22 protein-coding genes are annotated in these 22,941 nt (G+C 43.7%); all 22 read left to right on the top strand.

Translation table 11 applies throughout. The features are described from left to right. The first annotated feature begins 88 nt into the window (after window positions 1–88). The 22 genes from F4V51_RS26240 to F4V51_RS26135 all read left to right on the top strand — a co-directional run bounded on the left by F4V51_RS26240 (window position 89) and on the right by F4V51_RS26135 (window position 22,795). Window positions 89–2,812, top strand: a complete 2,724-nt coding sequence (locus F4V51_RS26240) for a stalk domain-containing protein (RefSeq protein WP_153980870.1) — start codon at window positions 89–91, stop codon at window positions 2,810–2,812. Between the two features lie 47 nt (window positions 2,813–2,859). Then, on the top strand, window positions 2,860–4,020 hold the full coding sequence (locus F4V51_RS26235) for a sensor histidine kinase (protein WP_095359942.1): 1,161 nt from the start codon (window positions 2,860–2,862) through the stop codon (window positions 4,018–4,020). A 4-nt stretch (window positions 4,021–4,024) separates the two neighbouring features. Next, on the top strand, window positions 4,025–4,747 hold the full coding sequence (locus F4V51_RS26230; protein ID WP_095291355.1) for a response regulator transcription factor: 723 nt from the start codon (window positions 4,025–4,027) through the stop codon (window positions 4,745–4,747). Window positions 4,748–5,076: 329 nt separating this feature from the next. Further along, window positions 5,077–5,457 (top strand): hypothetical protein, encoded by a 381-nt coding sequence (locus F4V51_RS26225; protein ID WP_153980145.1) that lies wholly within the window; start codon window positions 5,077–5,079, stop codon window positions 5,455–5,457. Between the two features lie 511 nt (window positions 5,458–5,968). Further along, entirely contained in the window at window positions 5,969–7,837 is a 1,869-nt protein-coding gene (locus F4V51_RS26220) for a helicase-related protein (RefSeq protein ID WP_323131791.1), read from the top strand. Window positions 7,838–7,864: 27 nt separating this feature from the next. Continuing rightward, window positions 7,865–8,905: a ComFC family protein gene (locus F4V51_RS26215; RefSeq protein ID WP_153980143.1), complete on the top strand. Its 1,041-nt coding sequence runs from the start codon at window positions 7,865–7,867 to the stop codon at window positions 8,903–8,905. Between the two features lie 188 nt (window positions 8,906–9,093). After that, window positions 9,094–9,501, top strand: a complete 408-nt coding sequence (locus F4V51_RS26210; protein ID WP_110758635.1) for a TIGR03826 family flagellar region protein — start codon at window positions 9,094–9,096, stop codon at window positions 9,499–9,501. A gap of 115 nt (window positions 9,502–9,616) precedes the next feature. Beyond that, window positions 9,617–9,910, top strand: a complete 294-nt coding sequence (gene flgM / locus F4V51_RS26205; RefSeq protein WP_110758636.1) for a flagellar biosynthesis anti-sigma factor FlgM — start codon at window positions 9,617–9,619, stop codon at window positions 9,908–9,910. Further along, window positions 9,910–10,410: a flagellar protein FlgN gene (locus F4V51_RS26200; protein WP_153980142.1), complete on the top strand. Its 501-nt coding sequence runs from the start codon at window positions 9,910–9,912 to the stop codon at window positions 10,408–10,410. The genes flgM and F4V51_RS26200 overlap by 1 nt, the downstream gene beginning before the upstream one ends. 16 nt (window positions 10,411–10,426) lie before the next feature. Next, a complete protein-coding gene (flgK, locus tag F4V51_RS26195; RefSeq protein WP_110758638.1) occupies window positions 10,427–12,001 on the top strand; it encodes a flagellar hook-associated protein FlgK in 1,575 nt (524 codons plus the stop codon). A 12-nt stretch (window positions 12,002–12,013) separates the two neighbouring features. After that, window positions 12,014–12,907, top strand: a complete 894-nt coding sequence (gene flgL, locus F4V51_RS26190) for a flagellar hook-associated protein FlgL (RefSeq protein ID WP_110758639.1) — start codon at window positions 12,014–12,016, stop codon at window positions 12,905–12,907. A gap of 9 nt (window positions 12,908–12,916) precedes the next feature. Then, window positions 12,917–13,489, top strand: coding sequence for a DUF6470 family protein (locus F4V51_RS26185; RefSeq protein WP_153980141.1), 573 nt, complete (start codon window positions 12,917–12,919; stop codon window positions 13,487–13,489). A 94-nt stretch (window positions 13,490–13,583) separates the two neighbouring features. Beyond that, entirely contained in the window at window positions 13,584–14,021 is a 438-nt protein-coding gene (fliW, locus tag F4V51_RS26180) for a flagellar assembly protein FliW (RefSeq protein ID WP_162009996.1), read from the top strand. A 1-nt stretch (window position 14,022) separates the two neighbouring features. After that, window positions 14,023–14,262 carry a carbon storage regulator CsrA gene (csrA, locus tag F4V51_RS26175; protein ID WP_153980139.1) on the top strand — a complete coding sequence of 80 codons (240 nt, stop codon included), beginning with the start codon at window positions 14,023–14,025 and terminating at the stop codon, window positions 14,260–14,262. A 168-nt stretch (window positions 14,263–14,430) separates the two neighbouring features. Next, window positions 14,431–15,252: a flagellin N-terminal helical domain-containing protein gene (locus F4V51_RS26170; RefSeq protein WP_153980138.1), complete on the top strand. Its 822-nt coding sequence runs from the start codon at window positions 14,431–14,433 to the stop codon at window positions 15,250–15,252. Between the two features lie 75 nt (window positions 15,253–15,327). Then, complete coding sequence (locus F4V51_RS26165; RefSeq protein ID WP_153980137.1) at window positions 15,328–15,660, top strand: flagellar protein FlaG; 333 nt, start codon at window positions 15,328–15,330, stop codon at window positions 15,658–15,660. 18 nt (window positions 15,661–15,678) lie between these two features. Continuing rightward, window positions 15,679–17,187, top strand: coding sequence for a flagellar filament capping protein FliD (gene fliD, locus F4V51_RS26160; RefSeq protein WP_153980136.1), 1,509 nt, complete (start codon window positions 15,679–15,681; stop codon window positions 17,185–17,187). Window positions 17,188–17,246: 59 nt separating this feature from the next. Then, the gene (fliS, locus tag F4V51_RS26155; protein WP_153980135.1) at window positions 17,247–17,633 is read left to right on the top strand and encodes a flagellar export chaperone FliS; all 387 of its coding nucleotides are present in this window, start codon (window positions 17,247–17,249) and stop codon (window positions 17,631–17,633) included. Window position 17,634: 1 nt separating this feature from the next. Continuing rightward, window positions 17,635–17,955 (top strand): hypothetical protein, encoded by a 321-nt coding sequence (locus tag F4V51_RS26150; RefSeq protein WP_153980134.1) that lies wholly within the window; start codon window positions 17,635–17,637, stop codon window positions 17,953–17,955. A 13-nt stretch (window positions 17,956–17,968) separates the two neighbouring features. Further along, entirely contained in the window at window positions 17,969–21,136 is a 3,168-nt protein-coding gene (locus F4V51_RS26145; protein ID WP_153980133.1) for an IPT/TIG domain-containing protein, read from the top strand. Window positions 21,137–21,187: 51 nt separating this feature from the next. Further along, entirely contained in the window at window positions 21,188–22,423 is a 1,236-nt protein-coding gene (fliB, locus tag F4V51_RS26140) for a flagellin lysine-N-methylase (protein WP_153980132.1), read from the top strand. 174 nt (window positions 22,424–22,597) lie between these two features. Beyond that, the gene (locus F4V51_RS26135) at window positions 22,598–22,795 is read left to right on the top strand and encodes a cold shock domain-containing protein (RefSeq protein WP_024631599.1); all 198 of its coding nucleotides are present in this window, start codon (window positions 22,598–22,600) and stop codon (window positions 22,793–22,795) included. Window positions 22,796–22,941 lie beyond the last annotated feature (146 nt).

Genomic DNA, 22,941 nt, shown 5'->3' with positions numbered 1-22,941 from the left:
TACTAGGGATCTAGCTGTTCTCTGCCATCTGGCGGCAGGACACGTGATGTCTAAGATTGATATACAAGATGGGAGAGACGTTTCAAACATGCTGGGGAAACACGGGAAACCGCTGGAAGACGTGAAGGGCAGCAAGGCGAAGAAATGGGCAATTGTGACACTGGCAGGTGTGATCTGGATTGCACCGGTCTTAGGAGCAGGGCAGCAGGTTTGGTCGGGAACGACGTGGGAGTCGGTAGCCGCTGCAGCATCTACAAGCACAAGCAAGTTAAGTGAGGAAATTCTGACTTCCGGCGCGAAGCTCATGAAATACAAATATACAACCACAAGATCCGGCTCGAAAGTGAATGTGCTGGCAGACGTAATTCAGGTAGATCTGCAAAACCCTTATGTGAAACTCGATGTGATGACAGGTAAGGGCGGCAACTTGAACAGTAAACAAAGCACAGGCGGTATGGCCAAGGAAAATGATGCGGTTGCTGCTGTGAACGGTGATTATTTTAACGTTTCCGGGGAGCTTGCTCCAATTGGTGGACAGGTCTCTGATGGGGTTCTAATCTCCACACCTTCGGAACTGACGGGAATGTATGCCCTCACCGTGACCAAAGATGGCAAACCGATGATCGACGAATACTCTTTTGACGGTACGGTGAAGGCTGATGACGGTTCAACCTTTGCTCTGCGTGGAATTAACAAGGAAGACTATACGGTAGAATCAGGCTCAGTCAAATACAGTCACGCCAACTCGATGTATATTTATACACCAGCCTGGACATCAACCAAACGTCCGAACGATCCTTCTACCACACCAACAGAGGTGCTTGTGCAGAACGGCGTTATTACGCAAATTTCCGATAAAAAAGCATTGGACATGACGGTGCCGGAAGACGGGTACATTTTGCGTGCACATGGAACGGCAGCTACCTGGATCATGACTCATCTCTCTGTGGGACAGACGCTTAACGCGGATTACAAGCTCGTAGCCAAAACAACGGGGCAATCCGTTGACCCAAGTAACCTCGACATGATGATTGGCGGTCATACGATCCTAGTCAATGGAGGCAAAGCAGCTACGTTTTCCCGTGATATCGCCTCTTCCGGTATTGGAGGTATTCGTGCGAGAACAGCGGTAGGTTATTCGCAGGATGGTCGATATGTCTATATTATTGCGGCTGAGAAAAACAGTAACAGCAGCGGCATGTCGCTGACTGAATTACAATCCTTCATGACCAGTATCGGCGTATGGAAAGGCATGAACCTGGACGGCGGCGGCTCCACCACCATGGTGACACGTCCGCTTGGGGAAGAAAATGCAAGTCTGACCTTCAACACGGAATATGGTACAGAGCAGCGTCAGGTCGTAAACACGCTCGGCGTATTCTCTACGGCTCCGGAAGGCAAGCTGAAAGGGTTCGCTGTAAGTGGCAGCCAAACGCTGCTGGTAGGACAAGAAGGCAAGTATTCAGCCAAAGGCTATGACACGTATTACAACCCGATTGCGACCGGAGACATCAAGCTGACCTGGAAATCAAGCAACAACGGCATCGTCAGCGTAAGTAATGGCGTGATCAAGGGTGTTAAACCAGGAACGGCTACGCTGACAGCAACAAGCAGCGGTGCATCTTCTACCATTAAAGTAACGGTGCTCGGTGGAAGCGAGTTGTCCTCTCTGACAGCAGGTTCTGGTCTTGGCTCGCTGAAAGCGGGAACGACCATGTCCATCCCTGTGACTGCGAAGACGAAAGACGGACAAAGTGTAACCGTTCCGGCTGATTCGCTGACATGGGAATTTATCGGTTTCAAAGGTAAAGTGGCTGGCGATCAATTAACGGTATCTTCTGTAAATTCAGGAGCACAGGTTGGATATGCAATCGGTCGTTATGACGGCTACAGTACGGTCGTTGTTCTTACGGCTGCTGACAGCGAAACCACCTGGGAGAACTTCGAGAATGTAAGTTATCCAATCAACTTTACAACGAACGCCGCTGGCGTAACTGGTTCAGCAGCCATAACGGCGGGTACAGGTGAAAAGGCTGGCTCCAAAGTGCTTCAGCTGAGCTACGACATGACTGCAGGTACAGGGAAAATGTATGCTTATGCCCAATTGAACGGGACAACAGGCAGAGAAGTATCTTCAGCTGCAACGACCATGTCGATGGATGTAATGGGTGACAAGAGCCTAAACTGGCTCCGTGCAGAGTTTACGGATGCCAATGGGAAAACAGTGTATGCCGATCTTGCGAAGGCCATTGACTGGAGCGGGTGGAAAAAAGTGAACGTGGACCTGAGCGGTCTGAACATTGCATATCCAGCCAAGCTGAAACGGGTCTATGTAGTCAATGTAGAAGAGGGCCAGGATGAGCGCGCCATGACAGGTAACGTTGCATTTGATAACATTGCCTTCACTATGCCATCGAAATCCAGTGAAGTGGGACTGCCTACAGGAACAGCTTCCCTGGTACTTGGACAGAAGTCGATGACCGTGAACGGAACGAAAAAGGCAATTGATGCAGCACCCGTGCTGAAAAATGGTACAACATATGTCCCAATCAAGCATGTACTGGATGCCTTTGGCGGACAGGCAAGCTGGGATAGCAAAAATCAGCGGATCACCGTTATTCGCGGCGGGAAACTGATTGATCTGGTCGTGGGACAGAAAGAATTCATCTTGAATGGAAAAAGACAGAGCGCAACAGTAGCCCCATATGTATCTGGAGGCAGGACTTTAGTCCCTCTTCGACTCGTTTCCGAGCAGCTTGGATTGACTGTAAAATGGGAACAGAAAACGAAGACCGTTACCATCTCATCGTGATATGGTATGATATATACCGGAAACGATAGAAATGGAGTCGAACTAACGTGGATTTACAAGCCGATGCCATAGACCGCGTCATTAAAAACGCCATACAAGTCATGGAAAACAGCAAATATCAAATGTTCGAAATCATGGACTCAACCCGTGAGGAGCTAAAAACTCTAAATGAGGAGTTGAAGTCGGTTCTGAAGGAGACGGCGGAAACGATCGAGAAAGTAGATCAATTGGAGCTCAACTACCGCCGCTCCCGGATCCGTCTGACTGAGGTTAGCCGTGACTTCGTCCGTTATTCCGAGCATGATATCAAGCAGGCGTATGAGAAAGCGACGCAGTTGCAGCTGGACCTGATGATTTATCGTGAGAAGGAAATGTATCTGAAGGCCCGTCGGGATGATCTGCAGAAGCGTGCCAAAAATGTGGAGGCTTCTGTGGAGCGTGCCGAAACGATTGGTTCGCAGATGGGGGTCGTACTGGAGTACTTGTCGGGTGAGCTGGGTCAAGTGACCCGGATTATCGAATCCGCCAAGAATCGACAAATGATTGGTTTGAAAATAATTTTGGCCCAGGAAGAAGAGCGGAAGCGTATTGCACGTGAGATTCATGACGGGCCTGCACAGATGCTCGCCAATCTAGTACTTAGGACGGAAATTGTAGAAAGAATGCTCATTAAGCAGGATTTTAAGATGGTCCAGGCCGAAATAGTAGATTTGAAAGGCCAGGTTCGTTCCAGTCTTGAAGAAATGAGAAAAGTAATATTCAATTTGCGTCCTATGGCACTGGATGACCTGGGATTGATTCCAACGCTTCGGAAATACGTGCAGGATTTTGAAGTAAAAACAAAAATTCGCTCGATTTTTGAAACAAGAGGCAAGGAACACCGCTTGTCTTCTGCAATGGAGGCCGCAATCTACCGTCTCGTGCAGGAGGGTCTGTCCAATGCTGCAAAGCATGCTTATCCCACTCATGTTGTAGTGGAAATTACATACCAGGCTCAGCTCGTTAAAATTGTCGTTCAGGACAATGGGCTTGGCTTCAAACCGGAGCTTCTTGCGAAGAAAAGCAAGGATCACAACCATTTCGGTCTGATTGGGATGAGAGAACGGGTTGAACTGCTGGAAGGCAGAATAGAGATCGAATCCGCAGAAAATCAAGGAACCAAAATCGTGATTCATATCCCGACAAACGTGGATAAGGGAAAGGAGTAGCAGGATGGAAAACCGTGATACTGGTAATACATCAATTAAAGTTCTTTTGGCTGACGATCATCAGCTGTTCCGTGAAGGGCTAAAACGCATTTTGAACATGGAGGACGATATTGAGGTCATCGGCGAATGTGGCGATGGGATTCAAGTGCTTGAATTCTGCAACCAGGAGAAGCCGGATATCGTTCTGATGGATATCAACATGCCTGTGGAGAACGGGGTTGAGGCGACAGAGAAACTGCGTGAGCTGTTCCCGGACGTTAAAGTTATTATTCTATCCATTCATGATGATGAGAGTTATGTATTTGAGACTTTGCGTAAAGGTGCCAACGGATACTTGCTGAAGGATATGGAAGCTGAATCCCTAATCAATGCGATTCGTTCCGTTCATGAGGGGCATGCGTTCATTCACCCTAAAGTAACTGGCAAACTGATCATGCAGCTGCGTCGTATGACGTATCTTAATGAAACAGGTGCAATGAGTGAGGGTGCTTCAAAAGAAGCTGGGGTTAAATTTGTTGCTGGCGATAACAATCCGCTTACTCGTCGTGAAGCAGAAGTGCTTCGTCTGATGGCTGAAGGTAAGAGTAACAAAATGATTGGTGAATTCCTGTTCATCAGTGAAAAAACGGTGAAAAACCATGTCAGCAGCATTCTGCAGAAGATGGAAGTAGACGACCGTACACAAGCCGTTATTAACTCCATCAAGTATGGCTGGGTTACGCTCTAATACAAGAAAGATGTCCTGTTAATAAAATAAGACTGGTATCATAGATATCTGTTCACTCGCACCCTTCCCGATTGCCCGGATTGGTCTGCGGGTTAATGGACTTTATCACTGCATAGGAACAGAGTGTGGAATCGTGCGGAATGATTGTTCAAGCTTGGTATGAATGTGGATGAATGACCTGGCCTGTCGTTTCCTTGGTGAATGTCAGCCAAAAGAAATATGGCGCCTGCAATGTGCAGGTGTAACCCTTTCGGGAGTACGGCATATACTGTCGTATACAGGGATGTTCGCCATGGGTGAGCATGACCTTCCGAGGAGGTGCAGTTGCCATGGTTGCTCATTTGACTATGATTCTGCTCATATACTTCCTGGCGGCAGTGGCCGTTCATGCCATGCACCAGCGTCATCTTTCTCGTCCGGAACCCGAAGGTTTCGAGCAAATTCTGCTCATTCCTTCCAATCAGGAACAGCGGATCGAAGGCGTTGTAAGAGCACTTTGCCGGGAGCTGTTTTACCGTGGAAAGAGCTTCACATTGACAGTTGTTGCTGATCGTATGGAATCGGAAACGGTTCGGATTATTGAAAAGCTGATGCGCAAGCAGGGGTTGGAGCCTTCATACCTGGCAGCTGTACCACCCGATATGGAACGTCCGAAACCAAATGGAGATCGTACGTTTCGACTTATTGATCTGCGTGAGCCTGAGCATTAATTTTAGTTAAAGCCTGAATCGAATTGTTTTCCATAGATCCACATGAAGATTACAGCATAGCTGTAATCTTTTTTTGTTCATTGTAGCCAAGTCTGCTGTTAAATTAAAAATGGGTTTTTATGCAATCTATGGTTATTGTTTGAATGTGGAGCTGCTGAGTTTGAAGTAAGAAGCGATTTGAAACCGTACATCTTAACTTAAAAGTATAGACGGTACCGATTGGGAAAAGTTTCGCACTTTATGAGATTGATTTGAGGTATTCGTTAAATTGGTAAAATGGGCCTAAAACCTGAATTTTAATTTCCTAAAGCTTGTCCTGCACTGGAGCAATTGATATAGTAAAAAGACAATAAGATAAGACATTGGATGAAATCAGGACATGAAGCACATGCTCCGGCAGATAGCCGGTTAAAGCGTGTGCTTTTTTTGCGTTTCTAGAAATTATTAAGTTTGGGGGAAGGTTTGGATGAGAGTTGCGCTCTATGTGTGTAGAGTCAAGGATAGGTGGAACATGCTACTGTCCTTGGATCTGCGGGTGGATGTCACATGGTGGTTGGAGGGAGCGAGTGGTCAGCAGGTGCTGAGCTGGTTGTTGTTGGATGAAGCGTTTCCGCTAAGTCGGGCATCATGGCTGATTGAACATTTTGAACCGGAGCGCGGAATGGATCAGTGGAATGAAGGGTATTGGCTGGCATATATGCGCCGTAAAGTGGAGGCGTATGACAAGCTTTCGGGAGAACGGGCAGCCAGAAAGGAAGTTGCAGGCTTGGCGGGGAAAGCGGGGATAGCTGCCGGTGAACGTAGGGCTGGGACAAGTGGGATGGCTGCTGCCTCCAGGGGAGCTGGGGTGGGCGGGATGCCAGCTGCTTATCCCGCCGAAGGGTGGGCTCAGCTGGAGCAGGGCGCAGCTCTGCTGGCTGAGCGGCTTCGCGGCCGCCAATTGCTGGCGGCCGAGGCGGAGGCGCTGCTGGCGGACACCGTCCCGCAGCTGGCCTCCTGGCGCGCGGCTGCGCAGCTCGCGCGCTTGCACGGGAGGCTGAGCATCACAGCCGCCCTGGAACTGCCCACGAGCCGCCGGCTCGCGAGGCTCAGCGCGCAAGGCACGCCCCGCTGCCGCAGGTGCGGCAGCGTTGCCAGGCAGCGCGTGCCCTGCGCTGCCTGCGGCCTGGCGGCGTGCGCCTACTGCGAGGCCTGCCTCGCATTGGGGCGCAGCCGTGCCTGTGCGCTGCTGCTGCGCAGCACAGCGCCTTCGGCCGTGCGGGGCACGGCCGCTCTTGCCACCGGCGGCGGGCTCGCCCGGTGGGGGCTTAGCGCAGCGCAGAGCGCGGCAGCTTCTGCGGCGCTGGCGTATTTGGCCCGGCCTACCTCCGCAGAGGATGGGCCGGGGCGGTTCTTGCTGTGGGCCGTGACCGGTGCCGGCAAGACCGAAATGATCTTCCCGCTGCTTCAGCATACACTAAAGCGCGGAGGGAGAGCGCTTGTAGCAACCCCGCGTAGAGACGTGGTGTTGGAGCTGGCGCCACGTTTGGCCAAAGCCTTTCCTGACGTTGCGCTGGCCACCCTGTACGGAGGCAGTACCGAACGGTGGAAAGATGCACAGCTCACCCTCGCGACCACGCATCAGCTGATGCGTTTTTACCAAGGATTCGATCTGGTCATCATTGATGAGCTTGACGCCTTTCCTTATCACAATGATCCCATGCTTGCTCATGCCGCGGCCGCTTCCTGCAAACCAGATGGGAATTTCATATATCTCTCGGCTACCCCGCCAGCCCGGCTGCAAAAAGAAGTATCACAGCGGAAGCTCGCTCATGCGAGGGTACCTGTACGCTTTCACCGCTATCCACTGCCCGTTCCGCATTTGATCAAGATACCGACTGTTGCTGAATGTATTAAAAAACGGAGCCTTCCCGCTGCCCTAAAGAATAGCATCCAAACCTCCTTGCAGCGTGATGCCCAGGTGTTTGTATTCGTAACGCGCATTGCCCAGATTGAGGCCTTTGTTCACCTGATGCGGCGCATATTTCCCCAAATCCATATCCAAGGCACATCATCCCAAGATACGGAAAGGGCAAGTAAAGTCATGGCATTCCGCGAACGAGACATCCGTCTGTTGGTGACGACCACCATTCTGGAGCGGGGAGTGACCATTCCGCGCAGCGATGTCTTTATTTTGGATGCAGATAATGGGCTTTTCGATGAAGCTTCACTGGTACAGATGGCAGGCAGAGCAGGGCGTTCCATGGATGATCCGGCAGGCAGAGTCGTCTTTGCATCCTCTAAGCGCACCCGTTCCCAGGTCAAAGCGGTCGCACAGATTCGGAAAATGAACACTATCGCACACCGCAAGGGTTACCTACACCCGCAGCCCAAGAAATAAATTCACTCCATTCAAGGAGGTAGCATCATGCTCAATCGGCTTAACGACATATCCGATTTTGTTCACCAACTCACCCATCGCATACATAACCTGCTTGCCCCGCCTGGGGCAACCTGCCTGACCTGTGGCACTCGTGCCGTACTATCTCCAACCTACCCGGGGATTTGTGCACGATGCGCTCAGCAGATTCCCTGGATTCGCTCCATCCGCTGTTTGCGTTGTGGCCGGGCCATCGGTTGTCCTGACTGCATCCGCCCACATATGAACAATCGTTCGTTTATCTGCAATCGCAGTGCCGTCCAATACAATGCTCTTATGAAAGAATGGATCGGTATGTACAAATTCAGGGGCCACGTGCGCTACGCACCGCTGTTAACGACACTACTCATTCAAGCCTTTCAAGCCATGAGTGAAGAAATGAGTTTGGTTGCGGCAAAAGAAACCCAAGTTTCTGTGGCTCATTCCGCCACCTCTACTCTACCTCCGGTGGATGCCAGCTTGCATCCACCGAGCCCGCGCGCGTCAACTCACGCGCGCGTTCAACATTCTAACGCACACGCATCAACAGCCGTGCGTGCTAACCTTCAAGCAGCAACACGCCAACCGAAGTTGCTGCTCCCAAGCCCCAAGCCGCGATGGCGGCCTGACGCGGTGACTTACGTCCCAGTCAGTAACGAGCGCCTTGCCGAGCGCGGCTTCAACCAGGCCGAGCGGCTCGCTTCCGGACTCGCCGCAGCCTGCCGTCTACCCGTAGTTGATCTGCTGCAGCGCCGGATCAACACGACGAAGCAGAGCTTCAAGACACGTGCCGAACGGTTTGAGACCATGAAGGAAGCTTTTTCAATAAGCCCCGGAGCAATGGATATTTTAAGAGACTTCTATAAAGATAAAGCAGAATTTCATTCTGCTATAGAGCACTCTTGTGCTCGTGCTCTTCGATTGCTATTGATTGATGATATTTACACAACAGGAAGTACCTTGGACGCCTGCGGAAGGGTTATTTTACATGTGGCTGTTTCATTTGATATTCCAATAGAGATCTATACACTAACCATGGCAAGATCCTAATCGTTTTAAAAATTTCGACTTATTGAATGTTGATTTGAGTATGTAGTTTTATTAAAGTGAAGAAGATTGATGTTGCGCATTCATGCAGGTTTAGTCATGGTTTATGGTACAATATTAAAAAGTAGACTTAAAAAGACGATATAAAGTAAAGTAGAGACAGTTGAAGTTTGAGAGGGGCGTTAAGCGCGATGAATCTGGGTAATTGTCCTCGCTGCGGCAGATTGTATGCACTGAATTTTCGAGATGTGTGCTCGAATTGTATCAAAGAAATAGAGCGAGAATATCAGGATTGTGCTGATTATCTAAGGGAAAATAAGGGCGCAACCATACAAGAGTTATCAGATGCGACGGAAGTTTCCATAAAACAGATTACTCGTTTTATCAGAGAAGGCAGAATAAGCATTGAAAATGCTCCTAATATGATGTATCCCTGCGAAGTATGTGGAACGTTAATAAGGGATGGCCATATGTGTGACTCTTGCCGGACAAGATTAACTAAAGATCTGGCAGGCGCAGCTCGTGAAGTAGGACAGAAGGGGAATGACCAACTAGGAGGACGAGCCTACAATGCCGTCGACAAACTCCGGGATTCCTAGTAACCAAGCCTTAAAAAAGGTTATAGCTATAACAAATGTTTTAGACCCTACCGATAAACTTATTAAAGATTATCGGTTTTTTATTTAATCTTTCATGGAAGGTGGGATAGTCGTTATGAAAATTAACGAAACCGGACGGATCGGGGCCATCAATTCATACCAACGGAATGTTGAATCCGGAAATCAGGCAGAATTGAAGAAAAGCCGCCGTAAGGACGAGGTATCTATATCTCCGGAGGCGATTAAAATGCTCCAGGAACAAGGACGCACACAAGATGCAGAACGTATGCAACGCATTCAGGAATTAAAAAGCCAGGTGAGTGCAGGGACATATCAGGTCGATAGCGCTAAGCTCGCTGATAAATTGATGCCTTATTTTAAGTCGTCTAATCAGTCAGGAGATGTTTAATGAGCCTTTTACAGGTAACTCATGCTCTGAAACAATTGATTGAGCTGCACGAGCAGTTAATTGCTGTAGGTGAGGAAAAAAAGCAAGCAATTATGTCCAATGATATCAGTGTTGTTACTCATTGCGTAGCCAAAGAAGCCCAACTCGTAAAAAAGGTGAATGTTGCTGATGAGGGACGGGTAAATGGCGTGTATGGTTTTCTTCGGGAAAAAGGGATTCGATCCCAACTTAATTTGACAATTACGGAGATGACTCGTCTTGTATTTGATCCAGCAGAAAGAAACGAATTGATTGTTCTTCAAACAAGCTTACATGAACAGTTATCTCGATTGAAAGAACTGAATGCAATCAATAAGGATTTAATAGAGCAGTCGCTTACTTTTATTGATTATTCGATGAATCTTATTGTCAATCAGCCTGAAGATCATATGATATATCAGAATCCGTCCAAGCAGAAACTTGATGCACCCAATCGTAATTATTTCGATACGAGAGCTTAGAAGGTGAGGAAAATAGATGAGGTCGACATTTCATAATCTGGAAATTGGTAAAAGGGGAGTCGTAGCTCAGCAAACTGCACTCAGTACAACTGGGCACAATGTTACAAATGCCAATACTGAAGGGTATTCTAGGCAAGTTGCAAGGTTGACGGCTTCCATCCCAATTGAATATCCAGGTCTAAATAAATCAACATACCCTAGTCAATTAGGTACTGGGGCAGAAGTGGAAAGTATTCGTCGTGTCCGTGATTTCCTTATGGATATAGAATATCGAAATCAGAATTCGACACTTTCAACCTGGCAGACGAGACAGGAGAATCTAAGCAAAATTGAAGGAATTATAAACGAGCCCTCTGAGGAAAGCATTGCAACAACGGTATCTGAGTTTTGGAATGCTTGGCAACAGCTAAGTAAGAATCCAAGCAGTACAGACCTCTCCTCTCGTACGGTGGTTCAACAGAAGGCAATAGCTCTTACTGAGACCTTCAATCATATGGCGTCTCAATTGGAAACGCTAAGTACTAATTTAACGGATCGAGTTAATTCACAGATTGCTGAAGCTAATAATTATATTAGCCAAGTATCTGCACTGACTCAATCCATCAAACGTATTGAGGGCATGGGTGATAATGCTAATGACCTGAGAGATAAGCGTGATTTGTTAGTTGATCAATTGTCTAAGCTTGGGAATATTCAGGTAACAGAGACCAATGATACCTATCAATTGAGTTTTGGGGGTGTTCAGGTCGTTGATGATCTGCAATCCACCCCGTTTGACATTGCTAATGTAGCTGGGCTGACACAAGGGGCAATCGCAGGAAATATTATCTCGCGAGATACCCATGTAGCGGAATATACCAACCAATTGAACTTAATGGCCAACACATTGGCAAATGGTAAGGTTGAAGTTACATTACCGGCTGGATCCATTTTGCCTCCTGGAGTAACCATTCCGAATGCTACCATGGATGCTTCTAATCCCCGTATGTTGGCACAAGACACGACTTATACTGTTGATGGACTAAATGGGTTGCATAAGCTCGGTTATACATTGGGTTCACCCGCGAGTGCAGGTCAAGACTTCTTCGTAACCTCTGATGGAACAAATGTGATTACAGCCGCAAATATTCGTGTGAATTCAGCCATCATTAAAGACGCCGCGAATATTGCAGCTTCCATGCGAACGGAAACTGTAGCGAATGCCGATGGTACCTCAACAGAGAAAGTACTCCAAGGTAATGGGGATCTTTCGCTCTTGATTGCAGGGCTTTCCGAGAAAAAATTCAGCTTTGATCCTCTAAGAAATAATGGTGCCATAACGGATCAGGCAACCTTTGGAGGATACCTGCAATCTGTAGTTGCTCAGCTGGGTACAGAAGCGGATTTGGCTAACAAAATGGTCGAAAATGGAACGTTGCTTACAAACCATGCGGATAACCTTCGTCTATCGGTAAGTAGCGTTTCAATGGATGAAGAGATGTCTAACCTGATCAAATTCCAACAGGCATATAGTGCCTCAGCGCGGATCATTACGACTGTGGATGAGATGCTTGATAAGTTGATTAACGGCACAGGTGTCGTCGGAAGATAGGAGATGAGTTAATTGCGGATTACCCAATCCATGATGAGCAGCGGGATGATGCATAACCTGCAGAATAACTACCAACGAATGGATAAGTATCAGGAACAGCTGTTAACACAAAAACAGTTGAATCGCCCTTCGGACAATCCTGTAGGCGTTTCGAGTGCTCTTAATTATCGTCAAGAGGTATCATTTACGGTGCAGTTCTCTGAAAATGTAGAGGATGCGGATTCTTGGATGAAGTTCACCGACTCCGTACTGACAGAAACAACCAGTATTGTACAGCGGTTATCTGAACTAGCTGTACAAGCGGGTACGGAAACTATGCCAGAAGATGCTCGTATCAACGTATTGCAGGAAGTCGGCCAGCTGTATGACCAGTTGGTTTCCCTTGGGAATTCCCAATTTAAGAATAAGTATATATTTAATGGACAACGTACAGACCAAAAGCCATATCCTGATGATCCGGCGAATACGACGTATCAACTGGATACGGGAGTGGTGAACTATCAGATTGGAGCAGGGATTACAGTTCCTGTTAATATGATTGGTGACTCGGTTTTTGGTAAGTTTGGAGAAGCTGATGGATTGTTTAAAGTAGTGGATGAATTTAAGAATGCTTTGACATCTGATGATACGGCTGGAATTCAAAGTTCTATTGAAGCACTTCAAAATTCACTGCAGAACATTACAACGGCTCAGGCAGAAATCGGTGGTAAACAAAATAGACTTGACTTCACCATGAGTCGGTTGGAAGGTTTGGAGCTTAATTACCTTGATTTGCAATCCCAAGTGGAAGATACCGACATGGCTAAGGCTATTACAGAGCTGAAAACAGCCGAGAGCGTTTACCAATCGTCACTGGATACAATCGCACGAATTATTCGCCCGAGTTTGCTTGATTTTCTGAGATAGGGTGATACTATGCAATTTCCACGCATTCAAATTACGCAAGGTTTTAGTAAAATTGGCCTCGATAAAATTGAAGGGCAATGGAATATAAGACAACCTAAAGCAGAATTGGGTATGCATCAGCAACAAGGTGATTTGGCTATTAAGTACACACCGGGTAAATTGGATGTCGATCAAAGTAAAGCGTGGTCTGCGCTTGCACTGGGCAAATCTATTGAAATGATTGATCGTATAGCCCAAAATGCGATGGACTCTTCCATGCAAAATATAGCTGAGATCGCCCAAGCTGGAGATCGCATGATGGATATTACGAATAAAGGCAGTGCTTTTGCTGATCTTGCATATCAAAACTTCAATAAAGATAGACCTATGGAAATACGAGGGCCTGCTGGATACGATAATGTTGATATAACCTACACGCCAGGAACTACAGATATTCAATATACTCGAAACGGTGTTACGTTTAATCCGGAGTACAATAAGCCAATTATTGAGTACACCCCTGGAAGTGTAAGTGCTTATATTACACAGAAAAACTTCATAAAGTTTAGTACAACTGGTACACAGATGGACAAGGTTGTATAAATCGAATGTTAAGGTAGCTATAATGAACATGATATGTTTAGTATAGCTATTTTTTTTGAATATATATTTTTGATAATGTGTAGGAGGAATGTTCATGAAAGTTCAATCCGCTAGGTTTGGAGAAATTGAAGTAGCAGAGGATTCAGTTCTCCAATTTGTTAGTGCCATTTTAGGTTTTCAAGAGGAAACGCAATATGTGCTAATACCGCAGGTGGAAGAGAGTCCATTTCAATATATACAATCTATTAAAGATCCTAATCTGACTTTTGTATTAGCTGATCCTTTTCTATTTTGTGCTGATTATGAGTTTACGATCGAAGATCGCTGGCTGCAAAAGCTGGATTTGCAAAGTCAAGAGGATGTTGATATTAGAGCTATTACAACGGTACGTTCGTCCTCAGACATTTCTATTAACTTGAAAGCACCAATAGTGATTAACAAAAAAAGCAAGGAAGCCATGCAAATCGTATTGGACAGTGCAGACTACTCCACACGATATTCTCTGTTAAATGGACAAGGGGAGGCTAAATAATATGCTGATTCTCTCCAGAAATAAAGGACAGAAGATCATGGTCAGTGACGACATTGTGATATCTATTATTGAAGTCTCGGGAGATCAAGTCCGTATTGGCATTGAAGCTCCATCCCATATAAGCATCTATAGAGAAGAAATCTATACTGCGATTCAGCAACAAAATGCGATGGCAGCCTCTCCATCAAATGATCAAGTGGATCAACTTCTTCAGCAAATTCCGACCTCCAAGAAAAAGTAAATTTTTTTGAAAAATATTCTTATTATCTATAAACATTGTGTGGGTTTGTCCGATATATATATTATGGGACGCATTCAAGAGTTTGACGGCCGTAAACGAATGAATGCACCAAATCATGGGTGAAGCAAGGATGCTAATCACCAACACATTCCAAGGAGGAATTTTATCATGCGTATTAACCACAATATCGCTTCTTACAACACTCAGCGTCAATTGACTGCTAACAACAATGCACAATCCAAATCCCTGGAGAAATTGTCTTCCGGTTTCAGAATCAACCGTGCAGCTGATGATGCTGCAGGTCTAGCAATCTCTGAAAAAATGCGTAACCAAATCCGTGGTCTTGAGCAAGCTAACAAAAATGCTCTCGACGGAATCTCTTTGATTCAAACAGCTGAGGGTGCATTGAATGAAACTCACTCAATGCTGCAACGTATGGGCGAACTTTATACTCAAGCTGCGAACGAAGTGTTGACAGATGAAGACAGCGAGAAAATTGATGCTGAGATTACTCAATTGACTAGTCAAATTGATGCTATTGCTAGTCAAACTAGCTTCAATACTAAAAACTTGCTTGGTAACGCAGCTCCAGCTGATTTGACATTCCAAGTTGGTGCTAATAAAGACGAAGTTATTAAACTGACTCTTACAAAAGCTACAACTACACAATTGGGTATTAATGGTATGACTGCATTGGATGGTACTAACGCAACTGCAGCTGCAAACCTTGAAAAAGTGCAAGCAGCAATTGATACAGTTTCTGCAAACCGTGCAGGATTGGGTGCTGTTCAAAACCGTTTGGAACATACTATCAATAACCTGGGAACTACTTCTGAGAACTTGCAAGCAGCAGAATCCCGTATCCGTGATGTAGACATGGCGAAAGAAATGAGCGAATCTACTAAAACGAATATCCTTCAACAAGCTGCTACTGCAATGTTGGCTCAAGCGAACCAACAACCACAAGGCGTTCTGCAGTTGCTTCGTTAATCTTTTGTTTAACGCAGGGGCCGGCCGGATTTTCCGGTCGGTTTTTTTCTATATTTTAACAAGGGGTTGTAAAAAATGCGTATTAATCCATCCGCTGATCTTCCTCTTCGATCCAATGAACCAACTATAGTCAACCAAGCTACTGGAGTACATCCTGTTCAACCGGACAAAAATGAATCCGTTAGTAAACAGCAACTGGATAAATTAATCGAGGATGGAAATAAAGTTCTGCAACGAATGGATACCCAATTACGTTGGTCTGTGAACAAAGAGAGTAATCAAATGATTGTTAAAGTCATGGATACTCAGACGAATGAAGTATTACGAGAAATACCTCCAGAGAAGTACCTTGAATTAGTCCAAAATTTGTGTGAGCAGGTTGGGTTGTTTTTGGACGAAAAGAAATGAACCTAAGGGGGGAAAACATTGAGTAATATTAAATTAAGCGGAATGGTTTCCGGTTTAGATACGGATACAATTATCAAACAGCTTATGCAAGTAGAGCGGGCACCGCTTGATAAACTTATGCAACAAAAACAAAAAATTGCTTGGAAACGCGATGAGTACCGTGAGATGAATACAATGTTAACATCCATTCGGAATTTAGCAGACAAGATGAGATTCTCAGCATCGTTTAATAAGCAAAGCGCAACGAGTAGCAACTCAAGTGTTATTACTGCGACAGCATCCTCCTCAGCGACAAGTGGAAGTTACTCGATACAGGTAAACAAGCTAGCTTCAAGTGCTTTAGTTGCAGGTGATAGTGTTTCCGTTGATAGTATTAAATCCAAGGTTGTTGGTGATGGTGACATTACCTTTAAAAGTTATCAAGGTTCAGTGGAGAAAAGTGTCACCGTAAACATTACTGCCGGGGCTACAACATATGAAGAAGTGATTAAGAAAGTTAACGCTGCCAATATTGGTGTCACTCTTAGCTTTGATAGCGTTAATAAAAGATTTATGGCTACTACAACAGCCACAGGAGAACGCTCCTCTGTTCAAATTTCTGGAAGTGCAGTATCACAATTTGGTTTTCAGGATATGACGAGCCCACAAAAGGGTTCTGATGCTGAAGTCATGGTCAATGGGAAAACATTAACCAACGCCAACAATTCATTTGAATTAAGTGGCGTTCGATTTGATCTTAAAGGAGTATCTTCAACGGCAACTTCAGTAACGGTGGCGCAAGATACAGGAAATATTGTAGACCAGATTAAAAGTTTTGTTAACGAGTATAATAGTTTGGTTGATAAAGTGAATGAAAAAACGAAAGCTGTCCCAAGTCGTAGCTATCTCCCTTTAACAGATGAACAAAAAGAAAGCATGAATGAGAAACAGATCGAACTTTGGGAAACTAAGGCTAAGAGCGGTTTGTTATACAGAGATGATATTCTGACTGACACACTTTCATCTTTACGCAACGCTTTAATCAATAGCGTTAGTGGGCTAGCCTTTGTGAGTAGTGGTGTAAAGACTGGCATAGACAATTTGTCAGACATTGGGATCACCTTTAAAAAGTTTAGTCCAGGAATGACGGGAGAGTTGGGGAAGTTAGAGCTGGATGAAACAAAACTTAACGAAGCTATTGCAAGCAATCCAGACGGAGTTATGAAGTTATTCACCAACTCTTCAAAACTTGATCCGAAAGACAAGGATTATTTTAAAGAAAGTGGTATCGGAGAAAGGCTTTACAGTACGTTAAATACTCAAATTAATAAAATCATAAAACGTATTGGTAGTAACGCGCTGTCTGATGCTGCAGATGGCAGTCAGATGGGTATACAAATTCGGGGGCTAAACAGCAGGATAGATGTTGTGAAAACCCGAATGCAGGCAGCAGAAGACCGTTATTACAAACAGTTTACTGCAATGGAGTTGGCTTTGCAGAAGCTAAATAGTAAAGGTTCTTGGCTTACTTCTCAATTAGGACAGTAATTACTATGGCCAGAGAGATTTAATTATTCAACTTAAGTATAAAAGGAGAGAGATGTACAATGTTAGCATCCAATTATCAACAGCAATATTTAAAAACCAAGGTGGAAACAGCAAGTCCTGGTGATCTGACCCTCCTTTTATACGAAGAGTTGTATAGAAAATTAAATATGGCCAAATCACATCTAGAGAAAGATCAGGATATTGAGATGTTTGAGCGTATCGATGGAGCAAGAGCGATTATGTATGAGCTTATGGGTACGTTAAATTTCGAATATGCTATTGCACATGAATTACGTGATTTATATCAATTTTATGTAACACAGCTAAATGTATTTGCAATTAAAAAGCAACCTGAGTTACTAGACGCGGTTATTGAATTTGCGAAAGGCTTTGCCGAGACGTGGAAGCAAGCACTACAAATTTCCAAGAGCGGAAAAGGGAAATGAGATGGAACGTTATCAGGTGATGGTGCTCTTAAAAAAATTGTATGAAGAGATCATAGAGAGTCAGGATGCGAAGATATATCTGCTACATGAAGAGAGAATTGATCAGTTATTTAATGTGTTACATTCTAAAGAGAACAAGCAATACGATTTAAATGAGCTAGTTATATTAAGTGATCTTAATGAATTGAATAATTCAATCCAAGCTTTAATAGAACTTGCGTTAAATCGTATGCAAAAAAGTCACGATATGGCTCCGTTGCTTACTAAGCAGTATGAGACAGCGATATTAACAGAATCTTACTTTATCGATAGAAAGCAATAATGGGAGGCCAAATATGAGAAAGTTAAAAAAAATGCTGGTTATGATGTTAGTGTTTTTATTGGGGGTCAGTTCATTCCCTTTTACATCTCAAGCTGCAACAGACTATGTGTCAGCTACTAAGATGGTGAATCCTTCTAGTATTTTAGTAGGTGAAGAAGCTGAGGTTACTCTTAGTATTCAAGGAACCCCACCTGTTAATGTAGTAAAGCCTAATGATGTTATTTTAGTTATAGACAAGTCAGGTAGTATGGGACAAGAAAAAATGAATAGTGCTAAGGCGGCAGCCAAGGGATTCATTGATCTTATGGATTTAACCAAACACCAAGTTGGTATCGTGGATTATCAGAGTAGCCCCAGCAAAGGTGTGGAGCTTACAAGCGACGCCACGACAGTTAAAAAATACATTGACACTATCAACTCAGGAGGAGGCACAGGAACAGCTTCTGCAATTGATAAAGCAAGAGAAATGTTGGACAGCCATCGAGCAGACGCACAACCAGTAATTGTGCTTTTGACAGACGGGGATGCTACTGAAGCTGGGGATGGATTAAATGCATATCAGTACTCTCTTAAAAAGGCCGAAGAAGCAAAAAATGCAGGTATTGTCTTTTATACAATTGCATTGCTTGATCAGAGCACTAATCCTGAAACAAGCGGTCCAAACAAACTAATGAAGGATATGGCAACAACATCCCATCATCATCATTTTGTTCTTGGATCTACCGGTCTCTCTGATATTTATGCTGCTATTGTAAAAGAAATTGGGTTAGCGAGCGCTTATGATGTGGTGGTTACTGACATTGTACCCGATAATTTTGAAATTGTTCCAGATTCTTATAATAACAATATACCAAAACCTATTGTTTCTGGGAACACCCTGACATGGAGCTTTCTTGAGCTGAAAAAAGATACACTTAGTTTTACTTATAAAATCCGTCAAAAGACTGATGGAATCGCTGGAAAATTCCCTGTGACCAAAAATGGTTCAAAAATCACTTATAAAGATTATACAGGGGTCAGTAGAGATTATGTTATTCCATCTTCTAATTTAACAATAAAGTATCCAGCGCCTACCATTACAAATGTCACTCCGAATAAAGCTATAGTAGATGGAGGAGAAAAAGTAGTTATAGAAGGGCAACACTTTCTCCCTGGTGCAATGGTTAAGTTTGGGGGATATTTTTCCTCTTCTGTAGACTGGATTAGTGATGGAAGGTTGGAAGTTATAGTTCCATCCGGGAATCAGGGGAATGTTCAACTAACTGTCTATAATACAGATAATCAGTCTGCAACAGCAAATTTTGATTATTATGCAGATCCAGAAGTCGATGACTTACAGCCAGCTTCAGGACCAATGACAGGTGGCACGAATATGGTCATCTCAGGAAAGTATTTTATGACAGGTGTGAAGGTGAAAGTTGGAGAGGGATATTCCAGTAATGTAACCCGCCATTCTTCAATCTATTTATTTGCATCAACGCCACCTTCATCTAGTCCAGGTCCAGTTGATGTAGTCATTGAAAATCCAGACGGTACACAAATTACGTTGCCAAATGCTTTTACTTACGATACTCCACCCCAAATGGAACTTACAGAGGTAACTCCAGGTGAGGGGTATACTACAGGTAATGAAACAGTAACTTTAACAGGTCAATTATTTGAAAAGTCCAGTAAAGTATATTTTGGTGATGTAGAAGCTCAGGGTTTAGTTTTTTATTCTAAAAATAAAATCACCGTCAAGTCACCAACATGGTCACAAGAAGAAACAGTAGATGTAAAGGTAGTGAATACTGACGGAACGATTTCGACTCTCCCCCAAGCATTTAAATATGTATCCCCCCCACCACCGAATGCTCCTTCAATTGATTCGATTAATCCATCAAATGGACCTTTAGTTGGTGGAACCACAGTTTATATTGATGGGAAGGATTTTGTATCAGGTGCAAAAGTTGTATGGGGAGCTTCTGAAATTAAAACAACGTTTATTAATTCGAGCAGATTGATGATAGTCACTCCACCATGGACAAGTTCAGAAGCTATTAGTGTGGGAATTGTTAATCCTGACATGCAAAGTGTTTCGGTGGACAGTGCTTTCACCTATGATGCACCGCCGAAGTTACCAGCACCTACATTGAAGAGTATTTCACCAAGTAGTGGTCCACTGGTAGGGAAAACTACTGTCTATGTGGACGGAACTGGCTTCAATTCAAATAGTAAACTATTTTTTACTATGAATGGACAAGACGTTGATTTGAATGCTGTTTATGTAAATGCTAAAAGAATGATGATAACTACGCCAGCGGGTTTAAATCCGGGACCAGTTGATCTAAAAGTTTTAAATTCAGATGACCAATCTGCTTTGATGACTAGTGCATTCACTTATGATGCACCTCCGATTTATCCAGATCCAGTCATTTCAAGTATTAATCCGAACACAGGAAACATGCGTGGTGGATATGTCATTGATATTTTCGGGACTGATTTCCAAAGGGAAGCGACGGTCATGTTTGGCTCTACTCCATTGACTCTAACTGCTTATATGAATTCAAGCAACGTAAGAGTTACAGTCCCTGCTGTATTAGTTACAGGGAAAGTAGATATTACGTTAACTAATCCTGATGGTAAATCATCAACATTGGTTGGGGGATTTGAGTATAAGGATGACATCCCGACAATAACAAAACTTTCGCCTAATAGTGGACCGATGACTGGAGGAACTTTAGTCTATGTTGATGGCTCTTATTTTGCTCAAGGGATGATTGTTACTGTTGATGGGATTGAAGTTAGTCACACCTATATTAACTCCAAGAGAATTATGCTAACCACTCCAGCAAGAGCAAATCCAGGAACGGTAGAGATAAGAATCACTAATCCTAGTGGTCTCTCAGCTGCGATGGACTATACCTATGATGCACCTCCAGCATTGCCTGCACCTGTTGTTACAGGAGTTTCACCATCTTCTGGCCCTGTTGCTGGAGGGACTTATATATATATTGATGGTCGTAACATTGTATCGGGTGGTATGATTAATTTTAATGGGGTAAACTACCCCTCAACCTTTGTAAATTCTAAACGTGCCATGTTTAGGGTGCCGGCTGCTGCGTCTCCTGGCGTTGTATCTTTCTTCATTATCAATCCAGATGGACAAGCAAGTGGGACTTTGAATTTTGAGTACAAGTAGGTTAATAGGGGGCCAATTCGGCCCCTTGTTTTTAAGTTCAGGAGGGAAATAATGCAGAAAGAAACACTAATGCCGACATACATGAAAAATTTTTCTTGTATAGGGTCAGCTTGCGAAGATAGCTGCTGTGTTGGATGGAGAGTCACATTAGATAAAAAGACGTTCAAAAACTATAAAAACCTTAAGCATCCCGTACTTGGCAAGAAACTAAATGATTCTATGAAACGTATCAAAAATGGCACCTCTAGTGATTCGCAGTATGCATACTTTGTAATGGATGATCATAAGCGCTGTCCGATGTTGGAAGAGAGCGGTTTATGCGGTATACAGGCGACCATTGGGGAAGAGATGTTATCAGCTACATGTACAACCTATCCTAGAGTGATAAATAAAGTGGATACTAATTACGAAATGTCTGCTAAGTTGTCTTGTCCTGAAATTTCCAGGTTGGCTCTGTTGAATCCAGAAGGTATTGAATTTGAACACACTGAGTATGATATGAATTCAGCTTGGGGCATGAATAATGATTTTTTAGATTCATCGAAATCAGAGAATGGAGAAAATCTATTCTGGCCATTAAGAATGTTTACTATCGGAATCATTCAAAACAGAAGTTTAGAGCTGAGTGATAGAATGATTTTCTTAGGTATCTTTATTAATAAGGTACAATCACTGATAGATTCTAAAGAATATAACAAAATTGCTACCGTGATCGCAGAATATAAAAGTAAAATAAACAATAAAGAATATATCGCTAGTCTCATGAATATTAAAAGTAGTCCTGAGCTACAGTTAAGGCTTGTGGTTGAATTAATCCAGAAGAGAAACGTTTCAGGTGGAGAAGTGCCAAGATATTTGGAAAGTTATATCGATATGTGTAAAGGTTTTAATATTCAAGAAAAGGAAACATTTGATTTAGAAAAATTGAAAATTACCTATAAAGAGAACTATTCGAATTATTACAAAAGGTTTAATGAAGACTATGGTTATATATTGGAAAATTATTTAGTTAATTATATATTTGAAAGTCTATTTCCTAACATTAAGAAGAGTGATATATTTAATCATTTTACAAGGATGTCAGTGTTGTACTCCATGTTAAGAATACATCTAGTGGGTGTTGCTGGTTATCATAACGGTTTAAGTGAAGAAATAGCTATTAAAGTTATTCAGTCTTTCGCACGAGTCGTTGAACATAACATGTTCTATTTAAACTCTATAACTGATTCACTTCAGCAGAGCGGTATGGATACACTTGCTCATATTGTCTCCCTATTAAAAGAGTAAAGTAAGTTTCATGTGTTTATTCCTTAAAATCCAACATTAATCTACAAAATAATTCCAATAAAACATTTTCTTTACCAATTGACAATGGATAAGTCTGGATGGTATAGTCTGAATTGTGGGCTAAGGCCTTTGCTAGAGCCTCACTTCATTTGACGACGAAGGGAATGTTAGTGCATGCAAGGTAAAGTAAAATGGTTCAACGCAGAAAAAGGTTACGGTTTCATCGAGACTGAAGATGGCGGCGACGTATTCGTACACTTCTCCGCAATTCAATCCGAAGGCTTCAAAACTTTGGAAGAAGGTCAATCCGTAGAATTCGACATCGTCGAAGGCGCACGTGGACCTCAAGCCGCTAACGTAATCAAATTATAATCATCCGGACAATCCGACCTACATATATGGTTAGATGGTTACCAATTGAATTATCGCTAGCAATAGACTCCGGTTTTCCGGGGTCTTTTTTTGTTTTTCTAATAGATTTATTTTAAGATATTACATAATAGATTGAGAAATGAGGA

Origin of the sequence: Paenibacillus xylanilyticus (genome assembly GCF_009664365.1) — a bacterium.
GTDB lineage: Bacteria > Bacillota > Bacilli > Paenibacillales > Paenibacillaceae > Paenibacillus > Paenibacillus xylanilyticus_A.
This window is presented reverse-complemented; position numbering and strand designations above follow the sequence as displayed.

Coding starts and splice junctions, on each gene's coding strand:
- flgM (WP_110758636.1), top strand. CDS start 9,617: ATGAAAATTAACGAAACCGGACGGATCGGGGCCATCAATTCATACCAA.
- F4V51_RS26165 (WP_153980137.1), top strand. CDS start 15,328: ATGCGTATTAATCCATCCGCTGATCTTCCTCTTCGATCCAATGAACCA.
- fliB (WP_153980132.1), top strand. CDS start 21,188: ATGCAGAAAGAAACACTAATGCCGACATACATGAAAAATTTTTCTTGT.
- F4V51_RS26185 (WP_153980141.1), top strand. CDS start 12,917: ATGCAATTTCCACGCATTCAAATTACGCAAGGTTTTAGTAAAATTGGC.
- F4V51_RS26170 (WP_153980138.1), top strand. CDS start 14,431: ATGCGTATTAACCACAATATCGCTTCTTACAACACTCAGCGTCAATTG.
- F4V51_RS26230 (WP_095291355.1), top strand. CDS start 4,025: ATGGAAAACCGTGATACTGGTAATACATCAATTAAAGTTCTTTTGGCT.
- F4V51_RS26200 (WP_153980142.1), top strand. CDS start 9,910: ATGAGCCTTTTACAGGTAACTCATGCTCTGAAACAATTGATTGAGCTG.
- csrA (WP_153980139.1), top strand. CDS start 14,023: ATGCTGATTCTCTCCAGAAATAAAGGACAGAAGATCATGGTCAGTGAC.
- flgK (WP_110758638.1), top strand. CDS start 10,427: ATGAGGTCGACATTTCATAATCTGGAAATTGGTAAAAGGGGAGTCGTA.
- F4V51_RS26150 (WP_153980134.1), top strand. CDS start 17,635: ATGGAACGTTATCAGGTGATGGTGCTCTTAAAAAAATTGTATGAAGAG.
- F4V51_RS26210 (WP_110758635.1), top strand. CDS start 9,094: ATGAATCTGGGTAATTGTCCTCGCTGCGGCAGATTGTATGCACTGAAT.
- F4V51_RS26220 (WP_323131791.1), top strand. CDS start 5,969: ATGCTACTGTCCTTGGATCTGCGGGTGGATGTCACATGGTGGTTGGAG.
- F4V51_RS26135 (WP_024631599.1), top strand. CDS start 22,598: ATGCAAGGTAAAGTAAAATGGTTCAACGCAGAAAAAGGTTACGGTTTC.
- fliS (WP_153980135.1), top strand. CDS start 17,247: ATGTTAGCATCCAATTATCAACAGCAATATTTAAAAACCAAGGTGGAA.
- fliW (WP_162009996.1), top strand. CDS start 13,584: ATGAAAGTTCAATCCGCTAGGTTTGGAGAAATTGAAGTAGCAGAGGAT.
- F4V51_RS26145 (WP_153980133.1), top strand. CDS start 17,969: ATGAGAAAGTTAAAAAAAATGCTGGTTATGATGTTAGTGTTTTTATTG.
- F4V51_RS26225 (WP_153980145.1), top strand. CDS start 5,077: ATGGTTGCTCATTTGACTATGATTCTGCTCATATACTTCCTGGCGGCA.
- F4V51_RS26240 (WP_153980870.1), top strand. CDS start 89: ATGCTGGGGAAACACGGGAAACCGCTGGAAGACGTGAAGGGCAGCAAG.
- F4V51_RS26215 (WP_153980143.1), top strand. CDS start 7,865: ATGCTCAATCGGCTTAACGACATATCCGATTTTGTTCACCAACTCACC.